The sequence below is a fragment of the Amycolatopsis sp. NPDC059021 genome, from assembly GCF_042739895.1.
Taxonomy (GTDB): domain Bacteria; phylum Actinomycetota; class Actinomycetes; order Mycobacteriales; family Pseudonocardiaceae; genus Amycolatopsis.
Genome location: NZ_JBHYIQ010000055.1, coordinates 52,160 through 65,887 on the forward strand (window position 1 = coordinate 52,160; position 13,728 = coordinate 65,887).

Annotated in this window: 16 protein-coding genes; 12 read left to right on the plus strand and 4 right to left on the minus strand. The window is 70.2% G+C overall.

Annotated elements, in window-relative coordinates; translation table 11 throughout:
• Positions 1–90 precede the first annotated feature (90 nt).
• Positions 91–1,044: a helix-turn-helix domain-containing protein gene (locus ACFWX1_RS28690; RefSeq protein ID WP_378392484.1), complete on the minus strand. Its 954-nt coding sequence runs from the start codon at positions 1,042–1,044 to the stop codon at positions 91–93.
• A gap of 372 nt (positions 1,045–1,416) precedes the next feature.
• Here ACFWX1_RS28690 and tatB point away from each other — a divergent pair, with 372 nt between their 5' ends.
• Positions 1,417–1,785, plus strand: a complete 369-nt coding sequence (gene tatB / locus ACFWX1_RS28695) for a Sec-independent protein translocase protein TatB (protein WP_378392486.1) — start codon at positions 1,417–1,419, stop codon at positions 1,783–1,785.
• An 8-nt stretch (positions 1,786–1,793) separates the two neighbouring features.
• On the opposite strand, the gene ACFWX1_RS28700 is transcribed toward tatB, so the two are convergent.
• The gene (locus ACFWX1_RS28700; protein ID WP_378392488.1) at positions 1,794–2,378 is read right to left on the minus strand and encodes a helix-turn-helix domain-containing protein; all 585 of its coding nucleotides are present in this window, start codon (positions 2,376–2,378) and stop codon (positions 1,794–1,796) included.
• Positions 2,379–2,457: 79 nt separating this feature from the next.
• On the opposite strand from ACFWX1_RS28700, the gene ACFWX1_RS28705 reads away from it, so the two are divergent.
• Entirely contained in the window at positions 2,458–3,411 is a 954-nt protein-coding gene (locus ACFWX1_RS28705) for an NAD(P)/FAD-dependent oxidoreductase (RefSeq protein ID WP_378392490.1), read from the plus strand.
• Positions 3,408–4,019: a class I SAM-dependent methyltransferase gene (locus ACFWX1_RS28710; RefSeq protein WP_378392492.1), complete on the plus strand. Its 612-nt coding sequence runs from the start codon at positions 3,408–3,410 to the stop codon at positions 4,017–4,019. Before ACFWX1_RS28705 ends, ACFWX1_RS28710 begins: the two co-directional genes overlap by 4 nt.
• 2 nt (positions 4,020–4,021) lie before the next feature.
• Here ACFWX1_RS28710 and ACFWX1_RS28715 read toward each other — a convergent pair whose 3' ends face one another.
• Positions 4,022–4,597: a copper resistance protein CopC gene (locus tag ACFWX1_RS28715; protein ID WP_378392494.1), complete on the minus strand. Its 576-nt coding sequence runs from the start codon at positions 4,595–4,597 to the stop codon at positions 4,022–4,024.
• Positions 4,598–5,047: 450 nt separating this feature from the next.
• Here ACFWX1_RS28715 and ACFWX1_RS28720 point away from each other — a divergent pair, with 450 nt between their 5' ends.
• Genes ACFWX1_RS28720 through ACFWX1_RS28740 form a run of 5 tightly spaced genes read left to right on the plus strand, consistent with a single transcriptional unit; the run spans position 5,048 to position 8,769 of the window.
• A complete protein-coding gene (locus tag ACFWX1_RS28720) occupies positions 5,048–5,644 on the plus strand; it encodes a hypothetical protein (RefSeq protein WP_378392496.1) in 597 nt (198 codons plus the stop codon).
• 3 nt (positions 5,645–5,647) lie between these two features.
• Positions 5,648–6,562: a copper resistance D family protein gene (locus ACFWX1_RS28725; RefSeq protein ID WP_378392498.1), complete on the plus strand. Its 915-nt coding sequence runs from the start codon at positions 5,648–5,650 to the stop codon at positions 6,560–6,562.
• 22 nt (positions 6,563–6,584) lie between these two features.
• Positions 6,585–7,568: a plastocyanin/azurin family copper-binding protein gene (locus ACFWX1_RS28730; RefSeq protein WP_378392500.1), complete on the plus strand. Its 984-nt coding sequence runs from the start codon at positions 6,585–6,587 to the stop codon at positions 7,566–7,568.
• 53 nt (positions 7,569–7,621) lie between these two features.
• Positions 7,622–8,131, plus strand: a complete 510-nt coding sequence (locus ACFWX1_RS28735; protein WP_378392502.1) for a hypothetical protein — start codon at positions 7,622–7,624, stop codon at positions 8,129–8,131.
• Positions 8,128–8,769 (plus strand): cupredoxin family copper-binding protein, encoded by a 642-nt coding sequence (locus tag ACFWX1_RS28740; RefSeq protein WP_378392504.1) that lies wholly within the window; start codon positions 8,128–8,130, stop codon positions 8,767–8,769. The genes ACFWX1_RS28735 and ACFWX1_RS28740 overlap by 4 nt, the downstream gene beginning before the upstream one ends.
• 19 nt (positions 8,770–8,788) lie before the next feature.
• Here ACFWX1_RS28740 and folE read toward each other — a convergent pair whose 3' ends face one another.
• Positions 8,789–9,385 carry a GTP cyclohydrolase I FolE gene (gene folE, locus ACFWX1_RS28745; protein WP_378329942.1) on the minus strand — a complete coding sequence of 199 codons (597 nt, stop codon included), beginning with the start codon at positions 9,383–9,385 and terminating at the stop codon, positions 8,789–8,791.
• A gap of 134 nt (positions 9,386–9,519) precedes the next feature.
• On the opposite strand from folE, the gene ACFWX1_RS28750 reads away from it, so the two are divergent.
• The 4 genes from ACFWX1_RS28750 (at position 9,520) to ACFWX1_RS28765 (ending at position 13,597) form a co-directional block, all read left to right on the plus strand.
• Entirely contained in the window at positions 9,520–10,251 is a 732-nt protein-coding gene (locus tag ACFWX1_RS28750) for a helix-turn-helix transcriptional regulator (protein WP_378392506.1), read from the plus strand.
• 308 nt (positions 10,252–10,559) lie between these two features.
• Entirely contained in the window at positions 10,560–10,850 is a 291-nt protein-coding gene (locus ACFWX1_RS28755) for a DUF3040 domain-containing protein (protein ID WP_378392508.1), read from the plus strand.
• Positions 10,851–11,008: 158 nt separating this feature from the next.
• Positions 11,009–12,019, plus strand: coding sequence for a YdcF family protein (locus ACFWX1_RS28760; RefSeq protein WP_378392510.1), 1,011 nt, complete (start codon positions 11,009–11,011; stop codon positions 12,017–12,019).
• 117 nt (positions 12,020–12,136) lie between these two features.
• Positions 12,137–13,597: a trypsin-like serine protease gene (locus ACFWX1_RS28765; RefSeq protein WP_378392512.1), complete on the plus strand. Its 1,461-nt coding sequence runs from the start codon at positions 12,137–12,139 to the stop codon at positions 13,595–13,597.
• Positions 13,598–13,728: the final 131 nt, after the last annotated feature.

Here is a 13,728-nt window from a genome sequence, read left to right on the forward strand (position 1 = left end):
CTCGCCCCCGCGCCGCCGGCTCTCCTCGGCGGGTCGCGCCCACACCCCGTGCCCCCCCCCCCCCCCCCCCCACACCGGAGTCCGGGAAGCTCAGTAGTACCAGCGGATGCCGAAGTGGCCGGGGCCGAAGTCGCGGCCGAGCGCCAGTACCGAATCGGACAGGCCGAGCTTGAGCAGCTGCGCGGTCTCGGCGGAGGTGTCCCCCGGCGGAGACGTGAAGTGCTGGCAGCGGCGAGGCACCGCGGCCGGGTCGAAGCAGACCTCGAGCAGGTATTCCCGCACCGAGCGGCGGAACCGGCGGAAGTAGGCCTCGGTGGTCGCCGGTTCGGCGTGCTCCCGGCGCGGGTTCCGCACCTCGAACTCGATCAGGACGTGCTCGCCCTTGGCCAGCGGGCGTTCGAAGAGCAGCTCGGCGGCGAAGAGGCTGCTGACCTCGCTGGTCACCACCTTGCCGAGGGTGCAGTTCCGCAGCCCGGTCACGACCGGCTCCTCGCCGGCGCTCCCGTCCCAGTCGTAGACGAGCAGCGCGCGGTCGGGGCCGCCGCAGTCGGCGCGCATGACCTGGGTGCAGCGCACGGCCTGTTCGCGCCCGTCCGGGCCGACCAGCACCCGGTCGTGCAGGGTGAGCCTGCGCAGCGAGCGGTCCGGGGTGGTCGGCACGTCCCCGAGCAGCCCGGCGACCTCGGGTTTCGCCGGCCACAGGTCGGCCAGCCCCGGCACGCTGCCGCCGCGCCTGCCGCGCGGGCTCGGCGGGCCGAGCAGGTTCCGCAGCGAGTTCGGCGGGACCTCCAGCACGGTCTCGAGGTGTTCCAGCGCCCGCAGCGACGTCGGCCGTTCCGGACGGCGCTGACCCGACTGCCAGTAACTCAGCGTGGCGAGGCTGACCTGGACGCCCTTGCGGGCCAGCCGGTCCTGGATGCGGTCGAGGCTGAGCCCCCTGGCGACGATCGCCGCGCGCAGCGCGACGTTGAACGGGCCCTGTTCCAGCAGCCCGCCGAGTTCCTCGCGCCGGTGCTCACCGGCACGGTCGAAGTCGGTCGCCATCCCGCCTCCTCACGTTCGTGACGTGACGCAGCGTCCTCAGGACTCAGCGGATTCTCTACTTGCCAGTAAAGTAGGCGTTCCGTGTCCGTCTGACTACCCTCAAATGGCGGAACACACACACCCATTCGATGTAGCAAGCACGTGATAGATCACTGAGGTCACTGCTCGATCTCACCCAGAGCACAGGATTGACACCCAAACGTGAACACCTGGGGCCAGGACGCCGTCGCGTCGAGAAGCGGCTCCCGGGTGACCGATCCGGCACCCGGATCCCCCCGGTCGTTCACCGTTCGCCGGTAGGATCGAGGGGTCGCACGGGCGCGTTTTCCGCGTAACCGTGCGAAATCCGACGAATGGGTCCGGAGGTGAAGCGTGTTCGGCCTCAGCATCGAGCACATCGTGGTCCTGGTGGTGGCCGGGCTGTTCATCCTCGGCCCCGAGCGGCTGCCGGGCGCGGTCCAGTGGGTCGGCCAGTCGATCCGCAAGGTCCGCTCGTACGCCAGCGGCGCGCAGGAACAGCTCAAATCCGAGCTCGGCCCGGAGTTCGACCAGCTCCGCAAGCCGCTGCAGGACCTCCAGAGCCTCCGCGAATTCAACCCGAGGACGGTCGTCACCAACTACCTGCTCGACGAGCCCGCCCCCGCGGCGGCTCAGCCGGTGACGAACGGCACGCCGGTCACGCCGCCGCCCGCGCCCCTGCGGCCCGGCGAGCGGCCACCGGTCGATCCCGACGCCACGTAGCGGACGGGTCAATCTCGGCGGTGCCGGGCGCGGACGTGCATCCGCTCGCCCTGCGGTCCGAAGAGGCTGAGGAACTCGACCGGCCGCTCGTCCACCTTGCCGAACCAGTGCGGCTCGCGGGTGTCGAACTCGGCGACCTCGCCCGCGCGCAGCACGAAATCGTGCTTGCCGAGGACCAGCCGCAACTGTCCATTGAGGACGTACAGCCATTCGTAGCCCTCGTGCGTCCGCGGATCCGGCTCCTGGCGGCCGGGCCCCGCCGGGATGATGTGCTTGAACGACTGGACCCCGCCGGGCCTGCGGGTCAGCGGGATGATGGTCATCCCGTGCCGCTGGAACGGGCGGGGATAGACGCGGGGATCGCCGGTGGCGGGGGCGTCGACCAGCTCGTCGAGCGGGACGCCGTAGGCCTTCGCCAGCGGCAGCAGCAGCTCCAGGCTCGGCCTGCGGCTGCCGGACTCGAGCCGGGACAGCGTGCTGACCGAGATGCCGGTCGCCTCCGCCAGGTCCGTCAGCGTCAGTTCGGCACGTTTGCGCAGCTCACGCAGGCGAGGCCCCACCGCGGTGAGCACCTCTTCGAAGTCGTCGCTCATGCCTCTTATTGCAGTTTCGGCAAAGAAGTTTGTCAACTTGGCGAAGTCTCCCGCATGGTGGATCGCGGAGGTGGTCACCATGACCAAGACACGGGCCCGCTACGACGTGGTCATCGCCGGGGGTGGCGGTGCGGGGCTCGGCGCCGCGCTCATGCTGGGCAGGGCGCGGCGCTCGGTGCTGGTGGTGGACGGCGGGCAGCCGCGCAACGCGCCCGCCGAGCACATGCACGGATTCCTTTCCCGCGACGGGATGCCGCCAGGGGAACTGCTGGAGACCGGGCGGCGGGAGGTCGAGGGGTACGGCGGTGAGATCGTCACCGGACAGGTCGTGTCGGCGGCCGGGACCTCCGGCGCGTTCACCGTCGAGCTCGACGACGGGTCCACTGTGGAGGCACGACGGCTGCTCGTGGCGACCGGGCTGACCGACGAACTGCCCGCGATCCACGGGCTCGCCGCGCGGTGGGGCCGGGACGTGCTGCACTGCCCGTACTGCCACGGCTGGGAGGTCCGCGATCAGCCGATCGGCATCCTCGCCACCGGGCCGATGGCCATGCATCAGGCGCTGTTGTTCCGGCAGTGGTCGGCGGACGTCACGTTCCTGATGCACACCGCCGCGAAGCCGGCCGACGACGAGCTGGAGCAGCTCACCGCGCTCCGGATCCCGGTCGTCCCGGACGAGGTGACGGCCGTGACCGTCACCGGCGACCGGCTCAGCGGCGTGCGGCTGTCGAGCGGCCTGGCGATCCCGCTGAGCGCGCTGGTGGTCGCGCCGCGGTTCACCGCGCGCGCGGACTTCCTCGCGCCGCTCGGGCTGGAGCCGGCGCCGCATCCCACGGGCATGGGCACCTACCTCGCCGCCGACGCCGACGGCCAGACCTCCGTGCCGGGCGTGTGGGCCGCGGGCAACGTCACCGATCCGCGGCTGCAGGTCCTCGCGTCGGCGGCGGCCGGCGCCACCGCGGCGGGCGCCATCAACGCCGACCTCGTCTCCGAAGATGTCCAGAACGCACTGACCGAACGGAACGCACTGTGAGCGAAGAAAACTACGTGAACGCGGAATTCTGGGACGGCAAGTACCGGGAGCAGGACTCGCTCTGGAGCGGGAAGCCGAACGGCACTCTGGTGGCCGAGGCCACCGGCCTGCCGCCGGGGCAGGCGCTCGACGTCGGCTGCGGCGAAGGTGCCGACGCGCGGTGGCTGGCTGAGAAGGGCTGGCAGGTGACCGCGATCGACGTCTCGCAGGTGGCCCTCGAACGGGCCGCCGCGCACGGCGGCGAGAACATCGCGTGGGTACGCACCGACCTCGCGGTGTCCGCGCCGCCCGCGGCCTCGTTCGACCTCGTTTCCGCGCACTATTTCCCCATCCGGAGCGAGAGCGCCGTGCGCGGTCTGCTGGCCGCCGTGGCACCGGGCGGCACCCTGCTCTTCGTCGGGCACGACTTCGACGGCGCCATGGAACATCACGCGCACAACGGCGAGCAGGGCCCGGACCCGCGTGAGTTCTACCAGCCGTCCGAGGTCGCGGCGCTGCTCGGCGACGACTGGAAGATCGTGGTCGACGAGACCCGCGAGCGCGCCCACGTGCCCGAGGGCAACCCGCACCACCGCGACACCGTCCTGCGGGCACAGCGCCTGCGCTGACCTCAACGGCCCGCGCGCTCCGGCGCGCGGGCCATCCGGCGCGCGACGGCGAAGCCGGCGAGAAGCAGTACCACCCCACCGGTGATCCACGGCCACAGCGGGACCCCGCTGTCCACTGAGGACACCGAAGGTGCCGCCACCGGCGCGGCGGCCGCCGAGGTGACCGGCGCCGCCTTCGCCGGTCCCGGCACGGTGAGCGTGAACGGGACGGTCCCGGAAACGGGATGCCCGTCCGCGGAGATCACGCGGTAGTGGATCGCGTAAGCCCCGGACGGGCCGAGCGGGCGCACCGGCGCCGACACCTTGGCATCCACAATGGACACCGGGCCGCCTTCCCAGTGGGTACCGCCGTCCGGGCCGATCACCGTCAGTTCGGTGAATCCCTTCTCCAGCGGCTCGTTGAACTCGAGGACGACCCGGTCGGGCGCCGTCGCGATCGAAGCACCATTCGCCGGTGCACTCGACACCAGCACGCTGTGCGCGTGCGCTCCCGGCGTCCACAGCAGCAAGGCGAGCACCACCGCCGTCAGCAGGACCGCCACGCGCGCGGCGAGCCGCCGCTGTTCATCGAGAATCATGATTTCCTCGCGATCGATCGGATACACGCCGAATCCGGCGGATCGGGTACGCCTGAGGAGCCGACATTAACGCCGAGGCGCCGCGAGAAATGAAATATGTCTGTTAAGCAATTCTCACTCACATGATCATTTTCCGCCCCGTCGAGCGCCCGCGAAGCGCTCTGAGCCCCTCGGCGGAGCCTCTCGTCACCCGAACGGCGTAGGTTTACCGGCATCCGGCCGCGGATCTCACCACCGGGCCGGTACCGGACGGCGGGCGACTTTACCTGGTCTTCATGTCAGGAACACACCCCGAAACGTGGCGACTGGTTTTCTTCTCGCCGACCGGGGGTTCCCTTTCCTCGGCATTTCGCCTTCTTCGACGTCGACGAGGACGTCTTTCCCTTTTCCGGTTCCCTTCGCCCGCACGGCGTTTCCGGAACCGCTCTCTCCCGCGAGGAGGACAAGACCGTGGCAGTGCGAGGTCCACGTCGCGAGCACCTGATCGCGGCGAGCCTGACCGGGGCCGTCGTGGTCGTCGTCGGCTACGCGTCCGGGATCGGCCTGCGGCCGGGCTCGGCCGCCGCCACCCCGCCGGTCGCCGACGGCGGGCACCCGGTGGCACCGGCGTCACCGGCCGCGCCACCACTGCCGTCCGGTGGACCACCGTCGGGAGTGCCGATCTCCCCGCTGCCCGCCGTCCCGGTGTTCCCGCCCGTGGAGCAGCAACCGCCCTCCCCCACCATGCCGGGCGGAATCGAGGTCCGGCCCTCCCCCGCGCCGCCGTCCGCCACCGATCCCGTGGCACCCGAATCGCCATCGCCCTCCGTGCCGCCGACCACCCCGATCCCGCCTCCGCCACCCCCGGGCTCCGACGTCCCATCGTGTCAACCCGGTGTGCCCCAACAGGTTCTGGACGTCGTGGGTGGTCTGCCGGTACTCGGCGCGGCGACCACCGGCCTCGGCGTCACGGGCCCGAACGGGCTGGGCGCGCTGCTGCTGGGCTACTGCAAAGCCCCGGACGGTGCGCTCGAACTCGCCATGATCCCCGCCCCGGAAAGCCACTGAGCCATGGACCTGACCCCGGCCAAGGCGTGGTACGTCCTCGCCCGCTGCGTCGACTACTTCGGCCTGACCCTCTTCGCCGGCGGGCTCTTCTTCCTCGCGGTGCTCTGGCCCGAGGGCGCCGAACAGCGTGGTACACGGCGGGTTCTGACGACCGGCTGGGTACTGGGCCTCGCGGGCACTCTCGCCGGGATCGGACTGCAGGGCGCGTGGTCGGCCCAGCGCCCGGCCGGTGATCTCTTCAGCTGGGACCTGATCCGGCAGGTCCTGGATGTCCACTTCGGACAGGTCTGGTTCGCGAAGGCGTTGCTGTGGCTGCTCGGCGGCGTCGTGCTCGCCTGGGTGCTGCAACGGGGCCGGGCCGCCGCCACGACGACCGCCTGGCGGGTCGGCGCGGGCGCGATCGTGCTCGGCCTGCTGCGCGCGTCCGGGCTCACCGGCCACGCGGTGGAAAGCAAGCGGCCGCTGCTCACCCAGCTCGCGGATTTCGTCCACCTGGCGGGGATCTCCGCCTGGATCGGCGGGCTCGCGGTGCTGTTGTTCGGCGTACTGGCCCGCCGGGACGCGGACGAACTCGCCCGCGTCGTCCCGCGTTACTCGAAGCTCGCGATGGTGTCGGTGCTCCTGGTGATCGTCGCGGGCGTCGTGCTCGCGGTGGAGACCATCGGGCCACCCGGTCGCGTCCTCACCACCAGCTACGGCCGGATCCTGCTGGTGAAACTGGCCGTACTCGCCGTCGTGCTGCTGATCGCGCAAGGCAGCAAGAGCTGGGTCGCGCGGCGTCTCGACTTCGCCGTCGTCCTGCGTGGCGACGCCGCCGTCGTCCGCCCGTTCGTCTATTCCGTCGCCGCCGAGACCACGCTCGTGCTCGTGGTGCTCTTCGCGGCGAGCTTCCTCGTCACGGCCAGCCCTGGCCGGTGACCGGATCCGAAAGGAGTCCTTGATGGACAACCCCGAAATCACCACCGAGGCACCGCCACCGGCGCCCCGCGCCCGGCGGTGGCCGTTCGCGGTGGCGATCCTCGCGCTCGCCGCGGCCCTGTTCAGCCTGGCGACCCTGCGGGGCGGGCAGACCGAGCAGGCAGCGCCGCGACGCGCCGACGTCGATCTGGCGGCGCTGGCCAAGCAGGGACCGCTGGCCGTTCCGCTCTACCAGGGCCTGTCCCAGGCGCAGGCGGGCGGGGCGGCACCCGCGGCGCAGGCGGCGCCCGCCAAGTCCGTCGAGGCCATGGGCTACAAGTTCACCCCGGCGAACGTCAGCATCGCCGTCGGCGACACGGTGACCTGGACCAACCACGACACCGCGCCGCACAACATCGTCATCACCGACGGCCCGGAGAAGTTCACCTCACCGACGCTGCAGAACGGCCAGACCTTCAGCCATACCTTCACGAAGGCGGGCACGTACTCCTACTACTGCTCGATCCACCCGGACATGAAGGCCACGCTCACCGTGACCGGATCGCCGACCAGCTCACCGGCGCCGCCGACCACCGCGCCGACCACCCCGGGTTCGCCGACCTCCGCGCCGCCGTCGAGCCCCACCCACACCATGCCCGCGCCCCCGCCCGGCGACGGCACGTGTGTGCCGAAGGGAGTCCTGCAGCCGATCATCGACCACATCAAGAGCGCGCACCTGGAGGAATCGCCCGGCCAGCAGGTCACGGACCTGCTCAAGCTGGACCAGTACATCAAAACCCACACGGTGTGGCTGGAAACGGTGCTCGCGCCGGTGCTGAACGGGTCGGCCGACAAGGTCGTCGCCGACACGCTGGCGCCGATCGTCGCGCACCTCAAGAGCGCCCATCTGGAGGAATCGCTCGGCCAGCAGGTCACCGATCTGCTCAACCTCGACCAGTACATCAAAACCCACACGGTGTGGCTCGAATCCGTGCTCACGCCGCTGCTGAACCAGGCGAGCTGCTGACCCGACCCCAGCCACCCGCCCAGTATCCCTGCCCAGTCCGGAGGCGCCCGCCGATGCCCGACACCGAAGTCCTGCCCGCTCTCCTTCCCGACGGCGTCCGCCGAGAGGTGTACACGCTGCGCCGCGACCGCTGTGTGATCGAGACTTCGCTGCGCCTGCTGGGTTATCCGGTGCTGCGGGGCCGGCTCACCGCGTCGGGCGGGCATTTCGACGTCGCCGGGCCCGCGCTGACCGTGGTGCTCGACGCCGCGTCGCTGCGGGTCGGCGTCCCCTTTCTCGCCAAGATCCTGACGGGGCCGCGTGGTCTGTCCGCCGCCGAACACCCGGATGTCGTGGTCGAAGCACCGGTGGTGCGTCTCGGCGCCAACCGTGTCGTGGACTTCGTCTGCCGCGTCGCACTGCCGGGAACGACCCGCGAGCTGCGGCTGCACGGCGACCTGCGGTACGTCGATGACGAGCGGATCATCTTGTGGGCCAAGGGAATTCTGCCGAAGACGCGGCGGAAGGCCCGGCTCGCGCGACGCCGTGTCCACGTCGAGATCGCGATGGAGTTCGTCCGATGAGGCGTACCGCGATCGTCCTCGCCGGTCTTCTCCTCGCTTGCGGTGTCCTGGCCTGGTCGCCTCGTCCCGCCAGTGCCGCGGCACAGCAGGTGATGATGGAGAACTACGCGTACGGCCCGGCCGCGCTGACCGTGCGGGCCGGCGACACCGTGACCTGGATGCAGCACGACGAAGCCCCGCACGACGTCGTCACGACGAGCGCGCCGGTGGCCTTCCGCAGCCCGAAGCTGTCGCAGGGCCAGAGCTGGAGCTACACGTTCACCCAGCCCGGCACGTATTCGTACTACTGCTCGGTGCACCCCGACATGCGGGCCACCGTCACCGTGCTCGCCGCGCCGGCCACGGCCGCGCCGGCACCGCCACCCAAGCCGGCGCCGGCCGCACCCGTGCCACCGAAGAAGACCACCGCGCCCTCGGTGCCAGGGACGCCTTCGGTCCCGCCGTCCGGCTCCGCTCCGGCGACGAACTCCGCAGCCCCACCCGAACCGGCTGCGCCCTCGTCGTCGGAGCCGTCCGTGGTCCAGCAGGCCGCACCCGCGACCGCGCCCTCGCTGGACCCGATGCTGCTCGTCGCCGGGGTGGTCACCGCCGTCGCGGTGCTGTGCCTGTTGCTGCTGGGCTCGCGGCCTTCGCCCTAGACCGTCCCTTGTGGACGGTTCAGGAGTTGACGCCGGTGAGCGCGAAGAACTCCTGGCGCGACCGGGCGTCCTGACGCAGCGTGCCGAGCAGTGTCGAGGTCACGGTGCTGGAGCCGACGGCCTGGACCCCGCGCAGCGTCATGCAGGAGTGCTCGGCCTCGATCACCACGCCGACGCCCTTGGGGTTCAGGTGCTCGCACAGCCAGTCCGCGACCTGCTTGGTCAGCCGCTCCTGCACCTGCGGGCGGCAGGCGAAGTGCTCGACGATCCTGGCGAGCTTGGACAACCCGAGGATGCGCTCGCCGGGCAGGTAGCCGACGTGGGCGACGCCGACGAACGGCAGCAGGTGGTGTTCACAGACCGACCGGACCGGGATCGCGCGGGCCAGCACGAGCTCGTCGTACTGCTCGTCGTTGGGGAAGGTCGTCAGGTCGAACGGGCGTGGGGCGAACAGCTCCGCGTACGCGCGCGCCATCCGGCCCGGGGTGCCACGCAGGCTCTCCGAGTCGAGCGGGATGCCGAGGGCGGTGAGGAACTCGGCCGCCGCGGCCTCCGCCGCCTCGAGGTCGGGGCCGACCTCCGGCTGGTGCACGACCCGCAGTGCTGAACTCGACATCACGCTTCACCCTGGCTTTCGGCTCCTGGTTTTCACCAAAAAGTATTGGCGTTATGTTGCGGAAGGTCAAGTAACCAGTGTCGATCCCGACATGTGGCTGTTGGACCAACTGTGATAGCCGATACGCTGAGTACGTGACCGCTTTCGAACGGCCGCGGGAGACACTGGACATCGCCGCTGTCACCGCGGTCGCCGCGCTCGAGGACGACCTGCGCCGCAGCCTGTACACCTACGTACGGGACGCGCGGCGCCCGGTCGCGCGCGACGAGGCGGCGGCCGCGGCCGGGATCTCCCGGAAGCTGGCCGCGTTCCATCTCGACAAGCTCGTCCGCACCGGTCTGCTCACGTTCGGTTACGACACCGTCGGCGACGTGGCGCGGGTGGGGCGCAAGCCGAAGCTGTACCGGCCCGCCGACACCGAGATCCAGGTCGGGATCCCGGCCCGGCGGCACGAGATCCTCGCCGACATCCTCGCCGGCGCGGTGCTCGCGGACTCCGGCGACGAGACCGCCCGCGAGGCCGCGCTGCGGATCGCCGCCGAGCACGGCGAACGGGCCGGACGCCTCGAGCGGGACCTGGCCCGGCCGGGGCGGCTCGGCACGGAGCGGGCGCTCACGCTCGCCGAGACCGTGCTCACCCGGTACGGGTTCGAGCCCGGCCGCCCCGCGCCGGACCGCGTCCAGCTGCGCAACTGCCCGTTCCAGCCCCTCGCCGCCAAGGCACCCGGCCTCGTCTGCGGGATCAACCACGCCTTCCTGACCGGAGTGCTCACCGGGCTGGGCGCGCACACGGTCGAGGCCGCGCTCGCGCCGGGAGCGGGCTGCTGCATCGAACTCCGCCCGGTCGAGGGGAAGCAGCACCACTGATGAGGAAGGCACGGGCGGGAGGGAGTCCGCCCGTGCCGGGCCCGTGCGTCCCCAATGGACAGACAGCGGCCACGGCGCGGCCCGGCGGCCTCGCCCCGCGGTCACGACATCATCTCGGTGCGCGCGGCGGCGCGGCCACTTCCTGCCTGCTCAGCGCACTTCCGATGGGCCGGCCGATTCATTTCCGGCCCGCCACGAGATCCGGCCGTGACCGGACATCGGCCCGGAGAAGATTTTCCGGCCGCCGAGGTCGTATCATGTTCCCACCTCGAAACACTGGATCACGATGATTCAGGTGGTGCTGGAAGATGGCGCTACACGATTACGAACAGCGAAAACTCGACGAGATCGAGAAACACCTCGTCGAGGAGAACCCGCGCATGGCACGGCGGTTCGCCGAGTTCCGGCCGATCCACCTCATCACCTTGGTGGCGGCCGGACTGGGCCTGCTCGTGCTGCTCTCGGTCGGCCTCGTGGTGATGGTCATCGGTGTGCAACTGACCGCACCGGGATTAATCACGCTGGGCGCCGTGCTCACCGCGGTCGTACCCGCCGCGATAACCTGGTACCTGGTGCGGCGGGCCAAACCCGCGAAATGAACCGCGTCCCCCTTTCCCCGTCAATTCCCTGGTGTGTGGAACCCGCCGTCAGCCAGCCGCGTCGGCGGGTTCTCCCGTGTCGTCGCTGGACCGTATGGTCTAATCCCCGCGCCGGGTGATCGGGAACGGGGAGGACGGATCGTGTCGGGGACGGTCGCGTGAAGGTCGCTTACTTCATCTTCGGGATCGCGGCGGTGTGGTTCCTGTTCTTCCTGATCAGCTTCCTGAGGGAACGCCGCCGCCTGCGCAACGGCGTCTACCTGTTCATGACCCTGTTCTTCGGCGCGCTCGGCACGGTGGCCTCGCTGGCCTCGGTGTCGGAACAGGCGGCCGCCGTCGTGGTCGTGTCGGGGTTCCTGCTGATCCCGCTGGTGATCCTGGCGCTGGCGATCTTCCTGATCTTCAACGGCGTCACCATGATCCGCCGCGAAGGCAGGAGCCTGGCCAACCTGCTCTCGCTGCTGCTCGGCGCCGGGATCATCGCCTACCTCCCGTTCACCGCGGCGATCAACCAGATCCCGTGGACCCCGGCGAAGGTCGCGGTGACGGTGCTGACGCTGATCCTGGCGTACGTGTCGTTCCTGTTCGTCTGCTTTCTGCTCTACGCCATCGTGTACGGCCGGATCCGGCAACGCCGCGCCGTCGATTTCGTGGTCGTCCTCGGCTCCGGGCTGATCGGCGCCAAGGTGCCGCCGTTGCTGGCGAGCAGGCTCGACCGGGCCCGCGCGGTCTTCGACGCGGGCGTGGCCCGGGGCGGACAGCCGCTGCTCGTGACGTCCGGAGGGCAGGGCCCCGATGAGGATCTGCCCGAATCCCACGCGATGGCCGAGTATCTCGTGGAACGGGGTGTGCCCCGCGAGTGGATCCTGCTGGAGGACCGGTCGACGACGACCTGGGAGAACCTCACGTTCAGCCGCGAGATCATGGCGGGCCTGCGGCCGGGCTACCGGTGTGTGGTGGTCACCAACAACTTCCACGTCCTGCGTGCCGCGCTCACCGCCCGGCGGGCGAAGGTCGACGGCCAGGTCATCGGCGCGCCGACGGCGTGGTATTTCTGGCCCAGCGCGACGATCCGCGAGTTCGTCGCGGTCTTCCTCGACCACAAGGTGGTCAACTTCGGGATCTGCCTCAGCCTCGCGGCCATCACGGTACTCGGCGCGCTCGGCTGACGCGGGAAACCCTTTCGCCGCAATAGTTCCGTACCCATACGGGTGTGCTCCCGGGTTGTTACCCCACCCGCGGTCACCGGAAAGTGACGGGCAGCTACTCGAACCGAAGGAGCTGTCGTGAGCAGAAGAAACCGCATACTGGGCTGTTTCGCCCTCGGCCTCGCCGTACTCGCCACGCCGTGGCCGAACGTGGCGGCCGCCGCACCGGGGAACCCGCCCGCGGTGACGCCGCTGGGCGGCACCGCCATCCCCGGCGGCGACGTCCGGCCGTCGTCCATCGGCGGGACACCGGCGTCGGTCAAGGACTACCCGTTCATCATCGCCGGGCTGCGCGAGGGCGGGCCCCGGCCGCAGGGTGAGACCTGCACGGGATCGGTCGTGGCCCCGCGCAAGATCCTCATCGCCGCGCACTGCAAGGCCGCCGAGGGCAAGAAGACCTTCCTCTACGGCCTGGACGACCTCAACGCGGGCGGCGGCACGCGGATCGGTGTCGTCAGCTACGACACCCACCCGAAGTACGTCAACTTCGACCAGGGTTACGACGTCGCCGTGGTGACCACCGACGCCGACATCCCGGTGCCCGGCGGGCAGTACGCGAAGGTCGCGACGTCCGCGGACACCGACCTGAACAAGCCGGGCAAGACAGGTCTCGGGCTCGGCTACGGCAAGAAGGACTTCAACGACGACACCAAGGACGTCACGCTGCACAAGTTCAGCCTGCCGATCGTGGCGGGCAGCAACTGCCAGGGTGTCGGGGCGGGATTCCAGGACGCCACGATGATCTGCAGTGGCTACAGCGACGGCCACGTCACGATCCTGCCGGGGGACAGCGGTGGCCCGCTGATCGTGGACGGCAAGGTGACCGGGGTCGCGTCGTGGAGCCGCAGCGATTTCAAGTGGTACAGCGTCTACGGCAGGCTCAACAACGACATGGGCGACTGGGTCAAGGAGCAGATCGGCTCGGTACCGGATCAGGACAAGTTCTCGGTCGGGGTCACGCCGGGTTCGGTGCGGGTCGACCCCGGCAAGTATGTGTCGGCGACGGTGACCAGCAAGGCGGGCAAGAACGGCGCGGAGAAGGTCGAGCTGTCCGCGTCCGGTCTGCCCGAGAGCGCGAAGGCGACGTTCCAGCCGTCGACGATCAACTCCGGCGATACGGCCAAGGTGACGATCGAAACGGCGGCCACCACGCCGGAGAAGGAGTACTCGGTCACGATCTCCGGCAAGGGCACGACCGACACGAGTACGACGACGCTGAAACTGGTCGTGGGCAAGGGAGAACCACCCGCCGGTGACCTGAAGGTGAGCGTGAATCCCGGCAGCGGCACCGTGCGGCCCGGATTCTTCGCCACGGCCACGGTGACCGCCTCCGGCGGGACCGGCACGATCACGCTGTCGGCGTCCGGTTCCGGGCTGCCGTTCGCGCCGTTCTTCAGCCCCGCCACCGTGTCCAGCGGCGGCAGCTCACAGATGCAGGCGGGAGCCCCGTTCCAGCCCGGCACCTACCCGATCACCATCACCGCGAAGGACTCCACCGGAAAGACCGCCACCACCACCTACACCCTGACCGTCCAATAGAGCTGAAGGGGACTTTCCTCTCGTCACATGAGCTGAAGGGGGCGGTCAGCGCAGGGGCCTCGGAGTAATAGACCCAAACACCCGGCGCAAAGAAAGCGGGGGGGTCTCGAGAGGTCCTGCAGGGCGGGAGA